This window comes from Pseudomonas brassicacearum (assembly GCF_003732175.1).
GTDB lineage: Bacteria > Pseudomonadota > Gammaproteobacteria > Pseudomonadales > Pseudomonadaceae > Aquipseudomonas > Aquipseudomonas brassicacearum_G.
Genome location: NZ_MOBI01000021.1, coordinates 83,177 through 106,248, shown reverse-complemented (window position 1 = coordinate 106,248; position 23,072 = coordinate 83,177). Strand labels below are relative to the sequence as shown.

20 protein-coding genes, 1 tRNA gene and 1 pseudogene are annotated in these 23,072 nt (G+C 59.1%); 11 read left to right on the top strand and 11 right to left on the bottom strand.

Annotation, left to right across the window (positions count from 1 at the left end; all coding sequences use genetic code 11):
* Positions 1–2: 2 nt before the first annotated feature.
* From sctW to BK658_RS20355, 4 genes are all read right to left on the bottom strand, one after another.
* Positions 3–1,106 (bottom strand): type III secretion system gatekeeper subunit SctW, encoded by a 1,104-nt coding sequence (gene sctW / locus BK658_RS20370; protein WP_123583876.1) that lies wholly within the window; start codon positions 1,104–1,106, stop codon positions 3–5.
* A 1-nt stretch (position 1,107) separates the two neighbouring features.
* Positions 1,108–2,763, bottom strand: a complete 1,656-nt coding sequence (gene sctC / locus BK658_RS20365) for a type III secretion system outer membrane ring subunit SctC (RefSeq protein ID WP_311196267.1) — start codon at positions 2,761–2,763, stop codon at positions 1,108–1,110.
* 4 nt (positions 2,764–2,767) lie between these two features.
* Positions 2,768–3,490 (bottom strand): helix-turn-helix domain-containing protein, encoded by a 723-nt coding sequence (locus tag BK658_RS20360; RefSeq protein WP_123583875.1) that lies wholly within the window; start codon positions 3,488–3,490, stop codon positions 2,768–2,770.
* Between the two features lie 623 nt (positions 3,491–4,113).
* On the bottom strand, positions 4,114–5,043 hold the full coding sequence (locus BK658_RS20355) for a LysR family transcriptional regulator (RefSeq protein ID WP_123583874.1): 930 nt from the start codon (positions 5,041–5,043) through the stop codon (positions 4,114–4,116).
* 110 nt (positions 5,044–5,153) lie between these two features.
* Here BK658_RS20355 and BK658_RS20350 point away from each other — a divergent pair, with 110 nt between their 5' ends.
* Genes BK658_RS20350 through BK658_RS20340 form a run of 3 tightly spaced genes read left to right on the top strand, consistent with a single transcriptional unit; the run spans position 5,154 to position 7,498 of the window.
* A complete protein-coding gene (locus BK658_RS20350; protein WP_123583873.1) occupies positions 5,154–6,239 on the top strand; it encodes a TauD/TfdA family dioxygenase in 1,086 nt (361 codons plus the stop codon).
* A 4-nt stretch (positions 6,240–6,243) separates the two neighbouring features.
* Positions 6,244–7,008: a sulfite exporter TauE/SafE family protein gene (locus tag BK658_RS20345; RefSeq protein ID WP_123583872.1), complete on the top strand. Its 765-nt coding sequence runs from the start codon at positions 6,244–6,246 to the stop codon at positions 7,006–7,008.
* Positions 7,009–7,018: 10 nt separating this feature from the next.
* Positions 7,019–7,498 (top strand): YbaK/prolyl-tRNA synthetase associated domain-containing protein, encoded by a 480-nt coding sequence (locus tag BK658_RS20340; protein ID WP_123583871.1) that lies wholly within the window; start codon positions 7,019–7,021, stop codon positions 7,496–7,498.
* Positions 7,499–7,742: 244 nt separating this feature from the next.
* Here the strand turns inward: BK658_RS20340 and BK658_RS30840 are convergent.
* The 7 genes and pseudogenes from BK658_RS30840 to BK658_RS20310 all read right to left on the bottom strand — a co-directional run.
* Positions 7,743–7,913: pseudogene (locus BK658_RS30840) on the bottom strand (Arm DNA-binding domain-containing protein); the annotation flags it as partial.
* 71 nt (positions 7,914–7,984) lie between these two features.
* A tRNA-Gly gene (locus tag BK658_RS20335) sits at positions 7,985–8,060 on the bottom strand.
* Positions 8,061–8,123: 63 nt separating this feature from the next.
* Positions 8,124–8,684 carry a CDP-diacylglycerol--glycerol-3-phosphate 3-phosphatidyltransferase gene (pgsA, locus tag BK658_RS20330; protein ID WP_123583870.1) on the bottom strand — a complete coding sequence of 187 codons (561 nt, stop codon included), beginning with the start codon at positions 8,682–8,684 and terminating at the stop codon, positions 8,124–8,126.
* A gap of 33 nt (positions 8,685–8,717) precedes the next feature.
* Positions 8,718–10,541: an excinuclease ABC subunit UvrC gene (gene uvrC, locus BK658_RS20325; protein ID WP_123583869.1), complete on the bottom strand. Its 1,824-nt coding sequence runs from the start codon at positions 10,539–10,541 to the stop codon at positions 8,718–8,720.
* A gap of 2 nt (positions 10,542–10,543) precedes the next feature.
* The gene (gacA, locus tag BK658_RS20320) at positions 10,544–11,185 is read right to left on the bottom strand and encodes a response regulator transcription factor GacA (RefSeq protein ID WP_071555134.1); all 642 of its coding nucleotides are present in this window, start codon (positions 11,183–11,185) and stop codon (positions 10,544–10,546) included.
* A 136-nt stretch (positions 11,186–11,321) separates the two neighbouring features.
* Positions 11,322–11,756: a GNAT family N-acetyltransferase gene (locus BK658_RS20315; protein WP_123583868.1), complete on the bottom strand. Its 435-nt coding sequence runs from the start codon at positions 11,754–11,756 to the stop codon at positions 11,322–11,324.
* A 9-nt stretch (positions 11,757–11,765) separates the two neighbouring features.
* Complete coding sequence (locus BK658_RS20310; RefSeq protein ID WP_123583867.1) at positions 11,766–12,524, bottom strand: carbon-nitrogen hydrolase family protein; 759 nt, start codon at positions 12,522–12,524, stop codon at positions 11,766–11,768.
* A gap of 626 nt (positions 12,525–13,150) precedes the next feature.
* On the opposite strand from BK658_RS20310, the gene BK658_RS20305 reads away from it, so the two are divergent.
* From BK658_RS20305 to BK658_RS20270, 8 genes are all read left to right on the top strand, one after another.
* A complete protein-coding gene (locus BK658_RS20305; RefSeq protein ID WP_123583866.1) occupies positions 13,151–14,230 on the top strand; it encodes a 3-deoxy-7-phosphoheptulonate synthase in 1,080 nt (359 codons plus the stop codon).
* A 263-nt stretch (positions 14,231–14,493) separates the two neighbouring features.
* Complete coding sequence (locus BK658_RS20300; protein ID WP_123583865.1) at positions 14,494–15,375, top strand: esterase/lipase family protein; 882 nt, start codon at positions 14,494–14,496, stop codon at positions 15,373–15,375.
* Between the two features lie 140 nt (positions 15,376–15,515).
* Positions 15,516–15,797: a peptidylprolyl isomerase gene (locus BK658_RS20295; RefSeq protein ID WP_123583916.1), complete on the top strand. Its 282-nt coding sequence runs from the start codon at positions 15,516–15,518 to the stop codon at positions 15,795–15,797.
* Positions 15,798–15,934: 137 nt separating this feature from the next.
* Positions 15,935–17,803, top strand: a complete 1,869-nt coding sequence (locus BK658_RS20290; protein ID WP_123583864.1) for an extracellular solute-binding protein — start codon at positions 15,935–15,937, stop codon at positions 17,801–17,803.
* The gene (locus BK658_RS20285; RefSeq protein WP_123583863.1) at positions 17,803–18,861 is read left to right on the top strand and encodes a microcin C ABC transporter permease YejB; all 1,059 of its coding nucleotides are present in this window, start codon (positions 17,803–17,805) and stop codon (positions 18,859–18,861) included. The genes BK658_RS20290 and BK658_RS20285 overlap by 1 nt, the downstream gene beginning before the upstream one ends.
* Complete coding sequence (locus BK658_RS20280) at positions 18,861–19,883, top strand: ABC transporter permease (protein WP_123583862.1); 1,023 nt, start codon at positions 18,861–18,863, stop codon at positions 19,881–19,883. Before BK658_RS20285 ends, BK658_RS20280 begins: the two co-directional genes overlap by 1 nt.
* Positions 19,884–19,923: 40 nt before the next feature.
* The gene (locus BK658_RS20275) at positions 19,924–21,504 is read left to right on the top strand and encodes an ABC transporter ATP-binding protein (RefSeq protein WP_123583861.1); all 1,581 of its coding nucleotides are present in this window, start codon (positions 19,924–19,926) and stop codon (positions 21,502–21,504) included.
* A gap of 136 nt (positions 21,505–21,640) precedes the next feature.
* Positions 21,641–23,056 (top strand): sigma-54 interaction domain-containing protein, encoded by a 1,416-nt coding sequence (locus BK658_RS20270; RefSeq protein WP_123583860.1) that lies wholly within the window; start codon positions 21,641–21,643, stop codon positions 23,054–23,056.
* Positions 23,057–23,072 lie beyond the last annotated feature (16 nt).

Sequence of the window (23,072 nt, the reverse complement as noted above, 5' to 3'; positions counted from 1 at the left end):
AACTAGGAGGTGAAACGACCGGCCAGAGTGGCGTGTTGCTCGATGGTTTCGTGGGCGAACACCAGGTCGGCCAGATGCGTGAATTGCACCGCGACCCGCTGCAACGACTCGTCATCGCCGAACAGTTCCAAGGGCAGCGCAAGACAGGTGAGGCGCAACAACTGCAGGAGCTGCGCACGCTCGCGGTGCTCCACCAGCAACAACCGCTCACCAAAGAGGCCGAGCAACAATTGCTCAAGCGCGTCGGGAAACTGCAACAGCCCCAGCAAGAACACCAGCCAGTCCGGCTCGCTAGCGTTGTGCCGACAAACCAACTCGTCCCCAAGCAGGCGCTGGATGAACACGACATCGACCGAACGAAGCCGTTTGAGATCGCCGAGCTTTTTCAGCAGCTGGCCAAACTCGTCGCGCGAGCAACTGGGGTCCTGGGCATCGATGTCCGTCAGCAGCGCGGCCTCGATGAACTCCAGGACTGTGCCGCGATGCTGATAGCCGTAGATGGCCACCCAGTCCTCATAGGACTCGGCCGGGCCGCCGTCGGACTCAAGGAACGAGCGGTACGTGTCACGCATCAAGGCCGCTCGTAACGCTAGCGCTTTACCGAACATCTTGGCCTTGAGCGCCGAGTTGATACCCGCCTTCAAGCGTTTGGGCGGCGACTGGGTGAGCACCTGTTGCAGCAGGGTTTCCAGGCGTTGGCGGGTCGCCTCGGCCATCACTTTTGCACGCAAAAGCTCGCGCAGTACCAGCACTAGATCGCTGTCGTCGGGAAACAATCCCCGGGCCTGCGCCAGTAACCATTCGATACTGCGCTCGGCAAGCTTCGCCAGCGACTGGATCTGTTGGGCTTTGGGAATCACATCTTCGTCCAAGACCCGTTCGAAGCTTTCCGCCAACCCTTCGAACTTGCTGCCGAAATCTCCCCTGCGCCGAAATTGTGAACGTAGCGAAGCCGCCATCTCGTCACTGCTCTGGACAAAACGCTGAACGCTGGCCGCTGGCGTAGCATCGTCGTCGGGGCCGTCCCCGGCCTTTATCTGGGGCTCGTTATCCTGATGCAGGCGCAACATTTGCGTGCGCGACAGCACCCCGCCAATGGCTGCCATATCAACGCTCCATTGCGCGAAGCACCGCACGGTCGGCCTGGTCACGCGCCACATCGCCGATCACCTGCGAACCAATCTGCGCAGCACCGGGTTCCAGCGGGCTATCGAGTTCCTTGGGCTGAATCAGAAATACCCGAACCGTGTTGGATTTACGCGTCTGTCGATAGCTGAACAAACGCCCCAGATAGGGGATGTGTCCCAACACCGGGACACGCCTGATCACCTCTCCACTCTCGTCACGCGTGAAGCCTCCGACCAGTAGGCTTTTGCCGCGCGGTACTCGGGCTACCGTGCTGATACGTGTACGGCCAACCGTCGGCAGCGCGTCACTTCCTTCGGATTGCTCCCTGGAAGACTCGACCTCGCTCCCGTCCTCGATATTGAGCGCCATCTCGATTTCGCTGGATGCCGAAATCCTTGGCAGAACGCTGATCAACGTACCGTAAGTGACGTGTTCCAGCTCGACGCTGCGCTCACCAATCAGTCGTGCATAGAACGTGCGGTTATTGTCGAAAATCGCCGGAACGTTTTCTTGAGTCAGTACCACTGGACGCGAAACGACCCGTGCGCGGTTGTCGGTTTCCAGCGCTGCAATGGCAGCCATAAACGAAGTGCTGTCCAGGGTGCTCAGCGAACCTCCGTTGAGCGATGCCTGCGCCTTCGAACCAACCTTGAGCGATCCCTTCCAGTCGACCCCGAGCTCATTGAGATCGTCCTTCTGCAGATCGATGATCCACAGTGAGAGCTCGACATGGCGCTTTGGCTCGTCGAGTGCCGCAACCAGGTTCTCGATAAAGCGCACCTGCTCTGGAAGCCCCTTGACCAACAGGCTGTTGGTGTCGGGATAGGCCACTACGCGGATGTTACCCGCAGCCAGATCACGGGCGATGATCCGCGGTGCGGTCGTATCTCCTGACCCGGAGATACCTGGTCCCTCCAATGGAAAGCTCGGCATGCCACCCGAACGCCCTCCTCCATCCTTGCTGATCGCCGTGTCGACACCACGGCTTTCGCCCTTGAGCAGACTCTCGATGGCCGTCGCCATACCAGGCACGGTGATACTTTCATCACGCAACTCGTATTTGCGATCACCGACGAAGGTGTTGCGCAGGTTGATAACGCCAATGCGCTGCTGCCCAAGCTGCAAGTCGGCACTCTGAGTGTCCATGAACTGCGCGGCCTGCATCACAATGTCGACATAAATCGGCGGACCGGAAACGTAAAAGGTCCGCAGGCCATCGTGACGCAGCGGGTATCGGCTATCCCGCAAACCGGAACGGCGCAAGAAGGCATCCAGCTTCTCAACCGTGATGGTATTGAGCGCGATGACAGCGCTCTTCGCCTCGGCCGCCTCGTAGATGTACAGCGCCTGGCCATCGCTGTACCAGATCAGTGCCATTTGCCGAACAATCCGCTCCAGCGTCTGTTGCGGCGCGGCTAACGAAAACTCTCCACTGATGGTGCGGCGGGCGGCTGCTTTGCTGAGGATGATCGGCTTGCCCAGAGGCGCTGACAGTGCGTCGAAGAACGTCCGCAGGTTTTCCTGACGGGCCACATAGCCCTCTCCATCACGAGCCAACACCTGCGACGAAGTCATGGGCAACGCACAGCACAGCGCAAGCATGACCGCTCGCGGATAGATACTTTTCAACATCATGAATTCATTCGCTCGAAAGGCGGGTTATATCGATCAAACTACTCGGTGCGACCCCGACCAGCTCTCGGACTTCTTTGGAAAAATGCGAGGAGGAGGCATAGCCAAACTCCAGAGCAACGTCTGTCAGGGAAACGGCACCTTCGGCCATGGTCAGAAGCGCTCGCGCCGTGCGCCACTCACGCAGCTCGGACTTCGCGGTACCGCCGAGCGCCTGATGGCAAAGCCTTCGAAAGTGCGAGACCGACACGCCATAGCGCCTGGCAAGGTCTTGCAGCTTTTCACTGCTCGAACCTTGCCCCAGCAAAAAACCGAGCAACTGATAGCTCTCACCACTACGCAGCCGATGAGCAAACGCCCGGTAGGCCGCATGGCCTTGCAGGGCAAGGGTGAGATACCAGGACTCCAGATCCGAGACTGTCTGATCCCGAGTGCAGCCCTCCCTCAGCACCGCCCAGGGCTCGCCATGCGCAGACCGCACCTCAGACACAACACCCTGATCAATAAAGAACTGCAACTTGACGAGATTCGCTTGCGACAGAGACAGCACCTGCGCACTCCCACTGACCACCTGCAGACCTGAACGCACCACCAGCAAACCCTGCCAGTCAGGAGCCAGACACCACTGCACCGTGCTCTCGCGATGCGCAAGGCATAATGCGTTGCGACCGTTGTGAATACGAAGAACCTGCTCGCCAGACCTCGCAACGGCGCACCATTGCTCCAGCATCACATCCCGCCCTGGCTCTTCGCCTACCCTCACATCAACCACCTCATCGTCGTCACCCGGGTTGCTTTCCCGACGACCATGATGAAGAGCCTTCTCCGGACAATCTTGATGAGAAACTGATGACAAGCTCAGAAGTGGCAGACACGAGGGCTCCCTACCAAAAGACTCACCGTTCAGACCACCCGAAACGAGATACCCGAGTACGATCAGATGGCGGTGCAGCACAAGTTGCTCGGAGCATGCCGAATAGGAGTGTTCTTAAAATACTCAGGAGATGCCGCAGGTTCCGTTCGAAACTCCTAGCCATGTAAAAACGCAACCATCAAAGGCAGGAGCGCCTGAGGGCAAAGAGACACGAATGGACACATGCAGCCGGGAAATGCTCAAGGATTCTGATTGCCAAAAATCAGAAAACCGAACACCCCTGAAGCGACGGCCGGTTTATGCTCAATGGAGTGCTACGGGGCTTTGCTTGGGTGCAACATGCGGTTGTCGGCAATGCGAACAGCCTGGACTGAGCGCCATAATCCAGGGAGGCCATTGCTGAGCAACGCGCAGGCAGGGAGTGGTGTGACCTGGGCAACATACCTGGCATTCAAGAAGTGACGGCGGCTGGTAGCCGCCTAGAGCGTCAGTGCATGCTTTCGGTCCAGGCTTTCGCCAAAGCCACGGATCACCTCCAACAGCGACTTCACCCGCAGCGGCAGATTACCGGCCGGGTACACTGCGTGCATCTGCGGGCTTTCGCCGCTGCTGGAGGTGAGCATGTATTCGGGACAGACCCGGAGCAGGCGCCCCGCTTCCACTTCGGGCTCCGCCAGCCAGTCCGCCAGGCGGGCAATCCCCATGCCTGCCAGGGCCGCCTGGAACACCGCCACACCGGAGCTGAAACGAAACTTCGGATGAACCCGAAAGCTGATGGCCTGCTCCTCGCTGCGAAAGTTCCAATCCTTGAGAATCCGCGGCGCCGTATGCAGGATCAGCGAGTGCGCCTCCAGCGCCTCGATGGAGTCGGGCATCCCGCACCGCTCCAGATACCCGGGGCTGGCATACAGGTGACGTGAATAATTCCAGAGCGGAAAACCGATCAGGTCACTGGATTGCGGAAATGCGCCGCGAATCGAGAAGTCCAGCTTGCTCTTGGCCGGGTCGATGGTCTCATCGGTGAAAATCACATCGACATTTACGTCGGGATAAAGCTCGCAGTACTGCGCGATCAACCGGGGTAATAGTCCATGTCCGAGAAACTCGGGGGCGGAAAAACGGATCCAGCCGTAGGCCAGGCCGCTGAGACCGGCCAGGTCTTCATCCGCCTCACGTTGCAAATCCAGCATTTTATAAGCGTGGGGCAACAAGCGCTCACCCGCCTCGGTCAAGCTCACGGCATTGGACGAGCGATTGAACAACTTGACCCCGACACTTTCCTCCAGGGCCTGAACGGCGCGGGTCAGCGAACTCGGGGAACGCCCCAGCGTTCGTGCCGCCGCGATGAAGCTGCGCTTGCGAGCTACCGTCGCAAAGGCTTCAAAACTCCCCAACATATCGAGTGCCATTCACCACCTCATTGCAGATTTCACAACGTGGCATTGCAACATAAAAAAACCCCTTCCGTTAGCCTTCCTGTTCAACCCACAAGGATGTAGGCAAACAGGAGCAAAAGGACGTGTCAAAGCTGGATGAAATAGTTGGGGAATCCGCGGCCCGTGTCGATGAAGAAATTCGTGAACGGCCGGGGAAAAAATCAGCGACTTCGATCCGACAGGAGATACCGCAAATTCATGTGTCGTTCGAAGAACAGCGCACTCTTCAAGCCGGCCTGGCATCGCTGGCCGTAACCGACAGCGCCTCGGGCATCCGCCGCATGCCGGCCTTGGGGCAGTTGCTGGAGAGCGCCCTGTGTGCCGAGAAAATCCGGCGGCTGCGCAACTTTCCCCAGTCCCGTGAGGTGGCGATGATCGTCAGGGGGCTGCCGCTGGACCCGCAACTGCCCGCTACGCCCTACGACATGAAGCCGGGTATCGAGAACCTGTCGATTCTGGCCGGAGCTATCCTGTCCGTGCTGCAAACCCTGCAAACCCATCCGGTAGCGTACGAGGGTGAAAACGACGACACGGTGTTCCGCCACGTATCGCCCAAGCACAAGCGAGAGACCGAAAAGAGCTCCTATGGCTCGCGCATGGACCTGGGCATGCATGTCGACAACCCTCACCTGCCCTTGACCTGCGAACCCGTCTCGCAGTTGTCGGCCTGTCCGGAATACCTGTCCCTGACCGGTCTGCGCTGCGAGCTCGGCGTGCCAACGCGCATCGTCGCCATTGGTGACGTGCTGGCCATGCTGCCAGCCTCTGTCGAAGAAGAATTGTCACAACCGCACTTCGCCATTCGCCGACCGGCCTCCTTCGGCAAACAGGGTAATGTGCTGGAAAACGTCCCCCTGCTGTACAGATGCGCAACCGGTAGCCTGTATTGCCGCTACAACAAGGCCAGTGTCGCAGCGACCTGCGCCAACGCGCAGTTTGCCCTGCAACTGTTCGCCGCCGCCGCCAATCATCCCGATGTCGTGCATCACATTCTGCTGCAACCGGGGGACATGCTGATCTTCAAGAATCAGAAAACCCTGCATGCCCGGGACGGTTTTACCCCCCGCTACGACGGCCACGACCGCTGGATGCTGCGCGTCTTCGGGGTCAACGACCCGGCACGCGTGGTACCCCTGGCCCCTGACCAACCCTTCATCGTCAGGGCCTGATTTCATGGTCGATATTGTCATCCTTTGCGTGTTCGCCTTCGCCGCAGGCCTGATCGATGCGGCGGTGGGCGGCGGCGGACTGATCCAGATACCCGCGCTGTTCAACGTGCTGCCCACGGCACAACCGGCGGCGCTGCTGGGTACTAACAAGGTCGCGGCAGGCTTCGGCACCGCATTCGCGGCCCGGTCCTTCGTGCGCAAGGTGGTGATCGACTGGGGTCTGGTGATCCCCGCCGCCTGTGCGGCCTTTGTGATGGCCTTCTTCGGAGCGGCCACGGTGTCGTACGTCCCCCAGTCGGTGATCCGGCCGGCGGTGCTGGTGTTGATCGTGCTGATGGCGATCTACACCTTCTGGAAAAAGGACTTCGGCACCCTGCACAAACCCATGCGCATCGGTACCCGGGAGAAACTGCTGGCGATTGTCATCGGCGGCGCCATCGGCTTCTACGACGGACTGTTCGGTCCCGGCACCGGCAGCTTCCTGATCTTCCTGTTTATCCGCTGCTTCGCCTTCGACTTCCTGCATGCCTCGGCGTCGGCCAAACTGGTGAACATCGCGACCAACGTCGCGGCGCTGATATTCTTCATTCCGACAGGTAACGTGCTCTACCTGATCGCCATCCCCATGGCGGTATTCAACATCCTGGGCGCACTGACCGGCACCTGGCTGGCGGTTCATAAAGGCGTGCCCTTTGTCCGTGCCCTGTTCCTGGTGTTGCTGGTGATCCTGATCAGCAAACTGTCCTACGACCTGCTCCTGCAAACCTGAGGAAAACTCCATGCACCCCATGTTCGATCGCCTGGTGGCGTTACTCGATGCCCGCGCAGCCTCCTACCGGGTATTGATGCACGATGCCGAGGGCCAGTCGGCGCGGGTCGCCGAAATCCGTGGCACTGAGCCCGGCCAGGGCGCGAAGGCCATGCTCTGCTCGCTCAAGGGTCAGTCTGAACCATATGCCCTGGCGATACTGCCGGGGGACCAGAAGCTCGACATGAAGAAGGTCGGAGCGGCCCTGGGCGGAAAAAAAGCCGAATTGGTGAAAGCCGAAACCGTCATGGAACTGACCGGGTGCCCGATCGGCGCCATCCCTCCGTTCGTCTTCGATGAACGGATTCAATTGATCGTCGACCCGGCCCTGACCACAGGCTACGGCGAAATCGCCTTCAACGCCGGTCGGCTGGATGCGTCGATGGTGCTCGATACGCAGGATTATCTGGCGATTGCCAAACCTCGGTTGCTGGATATCACCCAGGCCTGAGCACACTGCTACTGCTTGGGGGAGTGCCGCTCAAACAAGGCTGAACACAGTCCCTGTAGAGCAGGGCTTGCCGGCGAAGAGGCCTTTATGATCGCCAAAACTTCGCTGCCAAGCCAGTCTCCACAGGGACCACACAGCTCTATGGCTCCAACCTCAAGTCGACATGTTCTATCTGTCGGACAGTCATGCCCGTGCGTGTCCATACCCGCGCAGGCCGAGAAAAAACTTAACGTCGTGTCCGGGATTAGTTGACCACTACATTAAGGCTTATTTCCGGATACATTCCCAAGGAAATGCGAGCCGGCTTACCCAGCCAGTTGAAACGAAAATGCCAGCTCTTGGCACCCTTCGAGCTGACGAATAGGTGCAAGCCATCCACGTCCTTGAGGCTGCAATTTTTACGAGGTTTTTTACGTTGCGAACGGACGTACCAATAAAATAACGCGCAAAAAAAACGCCACTCATTGAGTGGCGTTTTTCTGTATCTGGAGCGGGAAACGAGACTCGAACTCGCGACCCCGACCTTGGCAAGGTCGTGCTCTACCAACTGAGCTATTCCCGCGTCTTGGTGTGGCGCATTTTATAGAATTTAGAAGTCTCGTCAACCCCTTGATTCAAAAAAGTTTTATTTTTTTTCTACATCGGTTTTCAGATGCGGCCAGGCAGCACGCAGATATTGCACCATGGACCACAACGTCAGGCCTGCGGAGACCATCAGCAAGGTATAACCCACCAGAACCCAAAAGCTGAAGTCCGACGGATTGGCCAGCAGGATCACCAGCGCCAGCATCTGCGCAGCGGTTTTCCATTTGCCCAGGTTCGAGACGGCAACATGTGCTCGCGCACCCAGTTCGGCCATCCACTCCCGGAGAGCGGAAACGACGATTTCACGACCGATGATGACCGCTGCCGGCAATGTCAGCCACACGTTACCGTGCTCTTGCACCAGCAGCACCAGTGCCACTGCGACCATCAGTTTATCGGCTACCGGATCGAGAAATGCCCCGAACGGTGTGCTTTGTTCCAGGCGGCGGGCCAAATAGCCATCCAGCCAGTCGGTAGCCGCAGCGAACGCGAAGACCGAAGCGGACGCCAGGTAGCTCCATTGGTACGGCAGGTAAAACAGCAAAATGAAGATCGGGATAAGTAGAACGCGTAGAACGGTGATCAGATTAGGGATATTCATCGGCACAACTGGCTACGAGGTGAGTTGGGCATTCTACTCGCTGTGCAGGTTTGCATAAATCAACTCAGCGAGCTTTTTACTGATCCCCGGTGCTTTGGCGATCTCTTCGATGCTTGCACGAGACAGCTCCTGCAATCCACCAAAATGTTTCAACAGGTCACGCCGCCGTGTCGGCCCTACCCCGGCAACGCCTTCAAGCGTTGAAGTGCGGCGGGTTTTGCCACGTCGCGCGCGGTGACCGGTAATTGCAAAACGGTGAGCCTCATCGCGGATCTGCTGGATCAAGTGCAGCGCCGGAGAATCCCCGCGCAAGGTGAACTCATGGGCGGCGTCATTGAGATACAGCGTTTCAAACCCGGCCTTGCGCGTCGCGCCCTTGGCCACACCCAGAAGAATCAGGTCAGGCACGGCCAACTCGTTGAGTACATCACGCGCCATGGACAACTGCCCCTTGCCACCGTCGACCAGCAAGATGTCCGGCAACTTGCCCTCGCCTTCCTTCAGCTTGCTGAAGCGTCGAGTCAGCGCCTGATGCATCGCCGCGTAGTCATCGCCCGGCGTGACACCCTCGATATTGTAGCGGCGGTAGTCGGACTTCAGCGGCCCTTCCGGGCCAAACACCACGCAAGACGCCACTGTCGCTTCGCCGCTCGAATGACTGATGTCATAGCATTCCAGTCGTTGCGGCGGCTCATCGAGGTCAAGCACTTGCGCCAAGGCTTCAAACCGCGCGGCAACGTGCTGACGGTTGGCCAGACGCGCCCCGAGCGCCTGCTCGGCATTGGTCACGGCCAGTTGCTGCCAGCGTGCTCGCGTACCGCGTACCCGATGGCTGATGGTCAACTCGCGACCACGCAGCTCTTCAATGGCCGCGATCAGGGTCGGAAAGTCCTCGTGGACCACATTGACGATCAACTCGCTCGGCAAGTCGCGTTCGGGACTGCTGATGAAGTACTGGCCAAGAAACGCCGCCATCACCTCGGCAACATCCTCTTCAATACCCACCTGCGGGAAAAAGTTCTTGCTGCCCAGCACCCGTCCGCCACGCACACTGATCAGATGAACACAGGCACCGCCCGGGTTGATGAACGCCGCGATGACATCGACATCTCCCGTTCCGCCTTCCATGCTCTGTTGATCCTGCACCCGGCGCAGCAGGGAAATCTGATCCCGCAGCTCGGCCGCCCGCTCGAAATCGAGGGTGCTCGCCGCCTGCTCCATGCCTGCAGACAGCTCGTCTGTCAGCGCATTGCTGCGACCTTCGAGGAACATCACCGAGTGACGTACATCCTCGGCGTAGACCTGCGGTTCGACCAGGCCGACGCAGGGCGCCTTGCACCGTTTGATCTGGTATTGCAGGCAAGGTCGCGTGCGGTTCTTGTAGTAGCTGTCTTCGCACTGACGAACAAAAAAGGTCTTTTGCAGCAGGCTCAGGCTTTCACGAATCGCACCGGCACTCGGGTAAGGACCGAAGTACTTGCCCTTCAGCTTTTTCGCACCGCGATGGATGCTCAAGCGTGGAAAATCGCCATCCGAAAGAAATACGTACGGATAGGACTTGTCGTCTCGCAGGAGGATATTGTAAGGCGGCCGCCATTCCTTGATCAGCGTCTGCTCAAGCAGCAGCGCTTCGGTTTCGTTGGCGGTGATGGTGGTTTCAATTTGGGCGATGCGGCCAACCAATGCAGCCGTTTTGGGTGCCAGGCCGGTCTTGCGGAAATAACTCGCCAGACGTTTCTTCAGGTTCTTGGCTTTGCCCACATACAGCAGGCGCGCATCGCTGTCGAACATGCGATACACACCAGGGCGCCCACTGACGGTCGAAAGGAAGGCGCTTGGATCAAACGGGTCAGTCATTATCAGAGACTGGCATCGACCATGCCGTGACGAACCGCCAACAGCGTCAACTCAACATCGCTGCTGATCGAAAGCTTCTCGAAAATGCGGTAACGGTAAGTGTTCACGGTTTTCGGCGACAGGCATAGCTTGTCGGAAATGATCTGGACCTTCTGGCAGCCGACAATCATCAGGGCGATCTGGATCTCCCGCTCTGACAGTGCGTCGAAGGGCGAATCATTGCTCGGCTGGAACGACTTGATCGCCAACTGCTGGGCAATTTGCGGACTGATATAACGCTGCCCGGCAAATACCAGGCGAATCGCCTGCACCATTTCATTTAGCCCTGCGCCCTTGGTCAGATAGCCTGCGGCACCTGCCTGTAACAGTCGGGTAGGAAACGGATCTTCCTCGCACACGGTTACAGCGACGACTTTGATGTCCGGGTGGCTGCGCAACAACTTGCGCGTGGCTTCAAGACCGCCGATCCCAGGCATCTTGACGTCCATCAGCACCACATCCGGTTTCAACTCACGCGCTTTAAGCAGGGATTCCTCCCCCGACTCAGCCTGGCCGACTACTTGCAGACCATCGATGTCAGCCAACATTCGTGTAATACCTGTACGAACGAGATCATGGTCATCGACTACTAGCACCCTAATCAAGCAGACACCTCGCGATAATGGTCTTATTGGTTGCCGAACACCTTAGCAAAAAGCATCCGGTAGACCTAGCAGCAAGCGCTATATAAAAAGTTTCAATTCGTCTTGAATGGCTTGAGCTACACGCTTTGCAGACGTTTCAGCGCAGACATTTACGCTCCATCCTCAGGAAACAGTCGTCCTGCCCGACAATCTGCAAGCCCATGCGCTGATAAAGCGCTTGCGCGGGATTGTCCTTGAACACCGTCAAACGCAACGCCGGACGTCGCTCTGCACAGGCTTTCGAAAACACCTGCTCGAGGGCCCAGGTGCCAACGCCCTGACCGCGAGAGGCCTCCACCACATGCAACTCGCGAATGTACAGGGCCTTCGAATCGTGGCTCAGGCTGATAAAACCCAGCACCGATGCATGTTGGCAAATCAGCCAGTTTTCCCGACCTGCCCAGGCAACATCGAAAGCCTCGTCGATCCACGGCAGGTCATGCCGAATGTAATAGCCAAGCATCGTCTGGCACGTCAGTGCTCGCGCAAATGACAAATGTTCCGCCGAGGCCGGCCGCAGTTCAAGATCCATTTGCCCTCCTCATGCACTGACCACGGGCAGGACCTCCCCGCGCCATTCGCTGGCATTTCGACGGGCGATCACCAGTAAATCCCCGGTTCCCGGGGCCGCTGTGATCAGCGAACCGTCCGGCGCCCAGATTGCACTGCGCCCCGCAGACTCCCAGCCGCCCGTTGCACCGCCATGATTGGCCATCAGCACCACCATCAAGTGCTCGCCGGCATAACCCTGCAGCAACGCGGTGTCCGGAGCATAGCCACCTTCGGTAATCAGCACGCCTGCGGCGTAGAGGTTCGCCCCCATGTCGGCGGCCGCAGCGGCATGGCTGGCATGCGAAAAGTCAGCGCACACCGCCAACGCGATCGTATCGTCACCGATTGTCAGCAGCGAACCGCCCGACCCCGGTGCAAACGCCTCCTCCTCGCCCGAATGCAGATGCTGCTTGCTGTAGACCCCCAGCGAACCATCGGCAGCCAGTACCAGCGCGCCAATCAGTACCGGCGAATCGGTCGATAGACGAATCGGCATTCCGACGACGGTGGTAATACCCAGCTCTTGAGCCAGATCCCGCAGTGGCTGCAAAACCGCTGCATCCGGCGCGATCGCCAATTGCGCCGCCAATCCACGCTCATACCCCGTGAGCGACAACTCGGGGAACACCAACAGTTGCACGCCCTGCTCGGCGGCGACCTGGATGAAGTGCTGGTGCCGGGCAATATTGGCGCGAAGGTCCCCGGCGATCGAGATCGATTGTGCGGCGGCGATGGTCAGTGTCGTCATCTGCATTGTCCTTGATGAGTGTCCGCAAGCAATCACGAAGTGTGGCACAAAGCTACGCCGTGCTTAAGCCATAGAAACTGACCTGCGAGCCGATAGTATTTACTGATTGAATCTGCACACCCGCCTCTAGTAAGCTCGGCGCATTCATCGGAGACAGACCATGCCGCATACCCCTTCACAGCTTCGCATCGCCAGCGCCCCGCGCTCGGTTGCGGCTGCACGGGTAAATGGCGTCTGCGCACCGGTAAACTTTTATTTTGGGTATTGGTTTAGCCACTGGCGCGCCTGATACCCACATGGCGCCCACTACTCAAGGGGTCGCCTACCAGAGAATTCTCAACCCCCGGTCGGCTTCCCGACCGGGGGTTTTGTTTTTTCAGCCCCATACATTTTTAGCGACATCACTGACTTCAAGGAATCACGACATGAACTACGCCACTTATTACCGTTACGACAGTTTTTCCGCCTGGCGATTTACCAGCCTCCGCTCGGGACAGCCTGCCGCCTCCGATCGGTCACCCACAGGTGGCATGCACACACTCGAAGCCAACCCGGCCAACTGTCGAACACCCCAGTAGGGCCGAGCGCGCGGGACCGAACCCGCCGCCAGCCCAGGAAGCCCGAATATGAACTCGTCCATCTCTGCTCTGCCGCTGTCCACCTTGAGCCCGGCCAATGAAACGCTGACCCAGCGCTTGCCCAGCTCGCTGCAACTCAAGCACCAATTGCCACTCAGCCTCACGCTGACCCAACAGGTCGCTGCCCACCGTGAAGCAGTCCGCGCGATTCTCGACGGTGAAGACTCCCGTCTGCTGGTCGTCGTCGGCCCTTGCTCTATACACGACCCGCAATCCGCCCTCGAATACGCTGGCAAGCTCGCCCGGCTTGCGGCCGACGTCAGCGATGAAATGCTCGTGGTAATGCGCGCCTACATCGAAAAGCCTCGCACCACGGTGGGCTGGAAAGGCCTGGCCTACGACCCGCACCTGGATGGCAGCGACGATATGGTCGGTGGCTTGACCCTCTCCCGTGAATTGATGCGTGAAATGCTTCGCCTCGGTTTGCCGATCGCCACCGAACTGCTGCAACCCATGGCCGCCAGCTACTTCGATGACCTGCTGAGCTGGGTCGCGATCGGTGCGCGTACCACCGAATCACAGATTCACCGTGAGATGGCCAGCGGCCTGGGCATGCCGGTCGGTTTCAAGAACGGCACTGATGGCGGTGTCGGCATCGCCACTGATGCCATGCGCTCGGCGGCGCATCCGCATCGCCACTTCGGTGTCGACAGCCAGGGGCACCCGGCAATCATTCAGACTCAGGGCAACCCGGATACGCATCTGGTACTGCGTGGCGGGCATCGTGGGCCAAACTATGATGTTCAGAGCGTCGCGCACATACAGGTGGACTTGCAGAAACTGAAGATTGCCTCGCGGATCATGGTCGATTGCAGTCACGCCAACAGCGGTAAAGACCCGCTACGCCAGCCGGTGGTGTTCAACGAAGTGCTTGAGCAACGCCTGAGCGGCAATCGCTCGCTGATCGGCATGATGCTTGAAAGCCATCTGTTCGAAGGCTGCCAACCGTTAAGCACGTCGCTGCGCTATGGCGTTTCGGTGACTGACGGCTGCCTGGGGTGGGAGGCGACCGAGCAGTTGTTGCGCAACGCCAGTCTGAAGCTGCGCGGACCTGAAGCGGGCATCTGAACAAACCCGCATACAAGTACTCAGCGATCAATTGCCCGGCACTGCCGTTCCAGTTGCACCTCTGGAACGGCAGCGCCAGACAATCACTGAAGAAAAGATCTCAAAATGTTCCGAGCAATGCCTCGCAAAAATCTGATCTTTCCTGCTATTTCTATTCCGCTTTCAACAGTTTCTAGCGGTTTTTTCCCACACCGCTCGCCTGCCGCCCTGCATTAGAGTGAGGACGTGAACCCCACTCGAACTTACGGAATACAGGTACGCACATGCAACGGAATGCAATCACGCAACACCCTATCCTGCTGGTCCACGGTCTCTTCGGATTCGAAAGCATCGGCAAACTGGAACTCTTCCATGGCGTGAAACAGGCACTGAGGAACACTGGCGCTCAAGTGTTCATACCCCACCTCTCGGCCGCTCACTGCAATGAGGTCCGTGGCGAGCAACTGCTGGCACAAATCGACCTGGTGCTGGCTGGCACCGGCGCGAGCAAAGTCAATCTGATCGGCCATAGCCAAGGTGCACTGACCGCTCGTTATGCCGCAGCGATGGCACCCCAAAACATCGCTTCGGTGACCTCGGTCAGCGGACCGAACCATGGCTCCGAGCTCGCCGACTACTTGCGCAAAGCGTTGACCCCCGGCCACCTGCCAGAACACGTCGCAGTGGCGGTCTCGACGTTGTTCGTCGAATTCCTGTCGTTTATCAGTGGCAGTTCGAAAATCCCGCAGAACGCCGTCGCCGCCCTCAACGCTTTAACCACCGACGGCGTCGCTGAGTTCAACGCCAAATACCCCCAAGGCCTGCCGAAGACCTGGGGTGGCAACGGCGAGGAATGGGTCAACGGCGTTCGCTACTACTCCTGGAGTGGCACCTTGCAGGGCAACCTGCTGGATACAGGGCTGCATGCGCTCGATCCGCTGCACGCTTTTTGTCGAGGGTTTTCCAGGTTTTTCACTCGCGAGGCTGAGCAAAACGACGGGATGGTCGGCCGCTACAGCTCGCATCTGGGCACCGTCCTGCGCTCCGATTACCCAATGGACCACCTGGATGCGATCAATCAAACGGCAGGTCTGGTACGCAAAGGCATCGACCCCGTCGAATTGTACTTGCTGCATGCCGAACGCTTGAAAGGCGTCGGTCTCTAGGGTCTGCTGATGTCTGGTCACAACCGCAACGCAAGACGTCGCGACAGCAGGCAATGGATTGACGGAACTTTGACGAGAAATAGGTCACTGAATCCGGTAGGCTCAGCACCTTACTTGAACATTGAATGGAGATTTTTCTCATGGCCAAAGCCACTGCCCGCCACATCCTGGTTGCCACCGAAGCCAAGTGCAACGAACTGAAAGCCCAAATCGAAGCCGTCGCTGATTTCGCCGAAATCGCCAAAGCCAACTCCACTTGCCCGTCGAGCCGTGACGGCGGCAACCTCGGTTCGTTCGGTCCTGGCCAGATGGTCAAGGAATTCGACGCCGTGGTCTTCAGCGCACCAGTCAATACCGTACAAGGCCCGGTGAAGACCCAGTTCGGTTACCACCTGCTGGAAGTGACCAGCCGCCAGGACTGATCATTCCGCGATTTGCTCAAACAACGGCCCACCTTCTGGTGGGCCGTTGCGTTTGGATCGAATGATTATGGCTGGCGAGTCACGCGCTGCTAGCGTACAAATTGTGCTTATCGATCATCCGGCTCTTAAGGCTGACAATGCGACTGGCTTTCCCCTCATTGATCTTCACGGCCCTGGCCTTGCTGCTGAGCACCGCAGCCGTGAACGCTGCGCCACAACACGCCTTGACCGTGTATGGCGAACCGGCCAAATACCCTGCCGGTTTCAGTCACTTTGCCTACACCAACCTGCAAGCCCCCAAGGGCGGCAGCATGCGCCGCTCGGCGATGGAAATCGGCCACTTCGACCACGTGTTACCGTATATCGACAAGGGTATTGGTGTGACCCAGGTCGACGGGATGATTTACTCGCCACTGGCCCAACGGTCTCTGGATGAGCCCTACACCGTGTACGGGCTGGTGGCAGAGAAAATGGAGCGTGCCGACGATGGTCTGTGGCTGCGTTTCTACCTCGATCCCAAGGCTCGCTTCGCCGATGGCACGCCCATCACCGCCGAAGACGTGCGCTACACCTTCGACCTGCTGATGACCCAGGGCAGCCTGCGCTATCGCACCCAATTCGCCGACGTCAAAGGCGTCGAAGTCGAGTCGCCGCGCACCATTCGCTTCGACTTCAAGAGCAACGAAAACCGCACCCTGCCCCTGGACATTGCGACCCTGCCGATATTTCCCGAGCACTGGTGGAAAACCCGCGACTTCGCCAATGGCGGCGGTTACGAAGCACCACTGGGCAGCGGCCCGTACCGCGTCGGCAAGATTGATTCGGGACGCAGCATTACCTTTCAGCGCAATGCCGACTGGTGGGGCAAGGACCTGCCTGTCAGCCGCGGCCTGTACAATTTCGACCATTTCAGTATCGAGTACTTCGGCGACACCGATGTCGCTCGTCAGGTGCTGCGCGGCGGCGCCTATGACTACAACCGCGAGTTCTCGGCCACCGCGTATTCAATCGGTTACGACGGTCCAGCGCTGAGCGACGGCCGCTTGCAAAAGGCTCATCTGGCCAAAGAGGCACCACAACCGGCCCAGGGTTTTGTGTTCAATCTGCAAAAGCCGATGTTCCAGGACCGCCGCGTACGCCAGGCCCTGGCGATGCTCTGGGATTTCGAGTGGAGTAACCGGCAGATGATGCGCGATATGTACATTCGCCAGCAGAGTTACTTTTCCAATAGCCTGTTGGCGGCCAGGCAACTGCCCGATGTCGGTGAGCTGGCGATTCTCGAACCCTTGCGCGGGCAGGTTCCGGACGAGGTCTTTACCCAGGTATTCGAAGCACCGAAAACCGACGGCAGCGGCCTGATCCGCGATAAGCAATTGCAGGCACTGGCGCTGCTCGAACAAGCCGGCTGGAAAGCCGATGGCGATCGACTGGTCAACGCCGAGGGCGAACCGCTGGCGTTTACTTTCCTGATCAGCCAGAACGGCATGGACCGTCTGCTATTGCCGTACAAGCGCAACCTGGCGCAGATCGGCATCAATCTGGATATCCGCCGGATCGACTCGTCGCAGTACGTAAACCGCTTGATGAGTCGTGACTACGACATGATCGTCACCGGCTATCCGGTGACTACCTCGCCAGGGAGCGAACTGTACAACTACTTCGGCTCCGCCGCCGCCACCGACCCCGGCGCCAATAATTACATGGTGCTGAAAAGCCCGGCCGTCGACACGCTGATTACCGGCCTGGTCAAAGCCACCACCCAGGCCGACATGCTGCGTTATGCCCATGCACTGGACCGGGTGCTGCAATGGAACTACTACTGGATTCCCAACTATTACCCGCCAGGCTCCTCGACCGTGTGGTGGAACCGTTTCGGCATTCCGGCGGTACAAGCAAGCAATGACGAAGCCATCGAGAGCTGGTGGGAAATGAACCCGACGCCGCTGACCAACGAACAGATGGCCGTCGAACGCATCAGCCGTGGCAAACCCGGAGGGCCGCATTGATGCTGGCTTATATATTTCGACGTTTGCTGCTGATCATTCCGACGCTGGTGATTATTCTGCTGGTCAACTTCGTGATCGTGCAGGCCGCACCGGGGGGGCCGGTCGAGCAGGCCATCGCTCACCTGCAAGGCATCGGCGGCGCAAGCATCGGCTCTTCCGGTGACGCCATCAGTCACGGCTCGCGAGCCAGTCGCGGGCTTGATCCGCAACTGATCAAGGACATCGAAAAACAGTACGGTTTCGACAAGCCGGCACCGGAACGCCTGTGGCTGATGATCACCAGCTATGCCCGACTGGACTTCGGCAAAAGCTTCTTTCGCGGTGCCACGGTCACCGACCTGATCCTTGAAAAGATGCCGGTGACCATCTCCCTCGGGCTTTGGGCAACACTGATCACGTACCTGGTATCGATCCCGCTGGGTATTCGCAAAGCCGTGCATCACGGCAGCCTTTTCGATATCTGGAGCAGCACCGCAATCGTTATCGGGTACGCAATGCCGGCGTTTCTGTTTGCGATGTTTCTGATCGTGGTATTTGCCGGCGGTACATCGTTGAACTGGTTTCCGGTACGGGGACTGGTCTCGGAGAATTTCGATCAGTTGTCGACGCTGGGAAAGGTGGCCGATTACTTCTGGCACCTGGTGCTGCCGGTGACGGCACTGGTAGTCGGCGGTTTCGCTACCTTGACCATTCTGACCAAGAACTCCTTCCTCAACGAGATCACCCGTCAATACGTGGTCACCGCCCGCGCCAAAGGCCTGAGTGAACGCCGAGTGCTCTACGGCCACGTGTTTCGCAATGCAATGCTGCTGGTGGTTTCAGGTATTCCGCAGGCGTTCATCAGCGTGTTTTTCGCCGGTTCCCTGTTGATCGAGGTGATTTTTTCCCTCGATGGCCTGGGGCGGATGAGTTACGAAGCGGCGGTGTCCCGGGACTACCCGGTGGTGTTCGGCTCGCTGTTCATCTTTACCCTGTTCGGTCTTTTGATAAAACTCATCGGTGACCTTTGCTACACCCTGGTCGACCCGCGCATCGACTTCGCCGCGAGGAACGCCTGATGCTCAATCTCTCGCCCCTGGCGCGCCGACGCCTGGAACGCTTCAAGAAAAACCGTCGAGGCTGGTGGTCGCTGTGGCTGTTCATCGGCCTGTTCGTCCTGACCCTCGGTGGTGAGTTGATCGCCAATGACAAGCCGCTGGTACTCGATTATCAGGGCTCGTTGTACTTCCCGGCGTTCAAGCGCTACACCGAGCAAGAGTTCGGCGGGCAACTGCCATTCCAGGCCGATTACCGCAGTGATTACGTGCAGAAGCTGATCCACAAGGACGGCGGCTGGATGCTCTTCCCGCCGATCCCGTTCAGTGACGACACGCCGAACTACGACCTCAATCAGCCGGCGCCGAGTCCACCCTCAAAGGTTAACTGGCTGGGCACCGACGATCAGGCGCGCGATGTCTTGGCGCGGGTGATTTTCGGCGCCCGGGTGTCGATATTGTTTGCGTTGGCGCTGACCTTCATCAGCGCGCTGATCGGCATCGCCGCCGGCGCCTTGCAGGGCTACTACGGCGGCTGGGTCGACTTGCTCGGTCAGCGCCTGCAGGAAGTCTGGTCAGGGTTGCCGGTGCTTTACCTGCTGATCATCCTGTCGGGTTTTGTCGAGCCGAATTTCTGGTGGCTGCTGGGGATCATGGCGCTGTTTTCCTGGCTGGCACTGGTGGACGTGGTGCGCGCCGAGTTCCTTCGCGGGCGCAATCTGGAGTACGTCAAAGCGGCGCGCGCGCTGGGTCTGACCGACCGTAAAGTCATCGTGCGGCACATTCTGCCAAACGCGATGAACGCGACCTTGAGTTACCTGCCGTTCATTCTCACCGGGGCGATTTCGACCCTCACTGCCCTCGACTTCCTTGGCTTCGGCATGCCCGCCGGCAGCGCCTCGCTGGGCGAGTTGATCGGTCAGGGCAAACAGAATCTGCAAGCACCATGGCTCGGGCTGACGGCGTTTTTCACCCTGGCGCTGATTCTTTCTTTACTGGTGTTTATCGGTGAAGCAATGCGTGATGCGTTTGATCCGCGCTCTTGAGCCGCGATTTTGATCCTCGATTTTGAAGCGGACTGTTGATATGAGCGACAACCTGATCGAAATCCGTGACCTCAATGTGGCCTTCAATGGCCAGGCCGCAGTGCGTAACCTGTGCCTGGACATCCGCCCCGGCGAATGCCTGGCACTGGTCGGCGAATCCGGCTCGGGCAAATCGGTGACCGCCCACTCGATCCTGCAACTGGTACCCGATGTCGGCACCGAAACCCGGGGCAGTATTCGCTACCGAGGCCAGGAGCTGCTCGGCGCAGACGCCGGGACGTTGCGAGCCTTGCGCGGCAATCGCATCGCGATGATTTTCCAGGAGCCGATGACCTCTCTCAATCCGTTGCACAGCGTCGAGAAACAGATTGGCGAAACCCTGCTGGTGCACAAGGGACTGGGTGGCAAGGCAGCGCAAAAGCGCACCCTTGAGCTACTCGAACTGGTGGGCATCCGGAACCCCGAAGAGCGCCTGAAAGCCTATCCGCACCAGCTCTCCGGTGGCCAGCGGCAACGGGTGATGATCGCCATGGCACTGGCCTGCGAGCCCGAGTTGCTGATCGCCGATGAACCAACCACCGCGCTCGATGTGACGGTACAACGCAAGATCCTGCTGCTGCTCAAATCACTGCAACAACGCTTGGGCATGTCGCTGCTGTTGATCAGCCACGACCTCAATCTGGTGCGCAGCATCGCCCAGCGTGTCTGCGTCATGCACGCCGGGGAAATCGTCGAGCAAGCCGAGTGCGAGCGCCTCTTCAACCACCCGCAACATCCCTACAGTCGACTGCTGTTGAACGCCGAACCGGAAGGCGAACCCCTGCCTCGTGACGAGCGTGAAGTAGTGCTTGAAGTCAACGACCTCAACGTACGTTTTCCGCTGGGCGGCGGATTGTTCCAGCGTAAAACCTGGTTGCATGCAGTCGACGGCATCAGCCTGAGCATTCAACGTGGCAAGACGCTGGGCATCGTTGGCGAATCCGGTTCCGGCAAGTCCACCCTCGGCCAGGCGATCCTGCGCCTGCTCGACTCCGACGGCAGCATCCGCTTTCAGGGCGAGGCGCTCGACAGCCTGAACCAGAAGCAGCTGCGGCCTTGGCGCAAGCAGATGCAGGTAGTGTTTCAGGACCCGTTCGGCAGCCTCAGCCCGCGAATGTCAGTCGCACAGATCATCAGCGAAGGGCTGGAAGTCCATAGCCAATCGAGTGCTGCCGAATGCGAGACCCAGGTCATTCAGGTGCTGAAAGAAGTCGGCCTTGACCCGCAAAGCCGCCACCGCTACCCGCACGAATTCTCCGGTGGTCAGCGCCAACGGATTGCCATCGCCCGCGCCCTGGTACTCAAACCCGCGCTGATCCTGCTCGACGAACCGACCTCGGCGCTTGATCGCACGGTGCAAAAACAGGTGGTCGCCCTGCTCCGCCAGCTTCAGGAAAAATACGGCCTGACCTACCTGTTCATCAGCCATGACCTGGCAGTGATTCGAGCCCTGGCCCATGACATGATCGTGATCAAGGACGGCAAAGTCGTGGAACGCGGCGCCAGCCATGACGTGTTCGCCGCGCCGCAGCACCCCTATACCAAAGAGCTGTTGGCCGCGGCGCATCCGGGCTGGGTATGATCGCATCGGACCGCGTCATGGCCTTTGCGAGCAAGCCCGCTCCCACATTGGATCTTCGGCACTAACAAGACCCTGTGGGAGCGTGCTTGCTCGCAAAGGGGCCAGCACAGTCAAAACACATTCTGGAAGTGAAGCCATGAACACCACCGAAAGCCTCAAGGACTACCAACGTGTGCGCATGCTGGCGATCCGCTCATTGTTCGAGATCATCGAGCAATCCAGCGAAGGCACGGTGATCGTCGACCGTGACGCGAACATCGTCTGGATGAACGAACGTTATGCCAAGCGCTTTGGCCTGGCGTCCGCCGAAGGGGCTATCGGCAAGGCGTGCGAAAGCGTAATTCCCGGCAGCCTTTTGCGCGAGGTGGTGCGTACCGGTCGACCGATCCTTCTGGACATGCAGGACACGCCCAAAGAGCCTCTGGTGGTGATGCGCCTGCCAATTCACGATGACGCCGGCGCGGTAATCGGTGCCATCGGCTTCGCGCTGTTCGATGAGTTGCACAGCCTGTCGCCGATGCTCAAGCGTTACCTGAGCATGCAGGAAGAGCTTGCGTCCACGCGTTCGCTGCTGCGTGCCCGGCAAGCCAAGTACACCTTCGCCCACTTCATCGGCACCAGCGCTGCCAGCCTGGAGGTCAAACGCCGCGCCCGACGTAGCGCCAGCACCGAGTCCCCGGTCTTGTTGCTGGGTGAAACCGGCACCGGCAAAGAACTGCTGGCCCAGGCGATTCATGGTGCTTCGCCACGGGCGCACAAAGCCTTTGTCAGCATCAACAGCGCGGCGATTCCCGAAGCGCTGCTCGAAGCCGAATTTTTCGGCACCGCGCCTGGCGCCTTCACCGGTGCAGATCGCAAGGGCCGCTCCGGCAAGCTGCAGATTGCTCAGGGCGGGACCTTGTTTCTCGACGAAATCGGCGACATGCCGCTGCCGTTGCAAAGCAAGCTGCTGCGGGTATTGCAGGAAAAAGAATTCGAACCGGTCGGCTCCAACGAAGTGATTCAGAGCGATGTGCGAGTGATCGCTGCGACCTCCACCGACCTCGAGGCGGCGATCAAACGCGGCGAGTTTCGTGCCGACCTGTATTACCGCCTCAACGTGTTGCCGATTCAGGTGCCACCCCTGCGCGAGCGCCTCGACGACCTGCCGGCCCTGAGCGAAGCGATCCTGGAAGAGCTGCGCAGCCAGCATGAGCTCGACAGCCAGGCGCTGGAATTACTCGGCCAACACGCCTGGCCGGGGAACATCCGTGAATTGCGCAACGTGCTGGAGCGGGCCGCGCTGCTCAGCGATGACCTGATCCTGAATGCTGCGGAAATTCGTGCAGCGATTGGCAGTTTTGTGCCGGTACAGCGTTCTGCGTCACCGGCCATTGAAACGCATGCCAATGAGACCTTCAGTGCGGCACGCGAACGCTTCGACCGGCAGTTGATTGAAAGCACGCTCGCGCACTGTGGTGGCAGGGTGATCGAAGCCGCGACACGGCTGGGGCTTGGGCGTTCGACGCTGTACAAGAAGATGGTGGTGCTGGGGATTGCGGAGTCTCAATAAAGAGATATAGATCTCC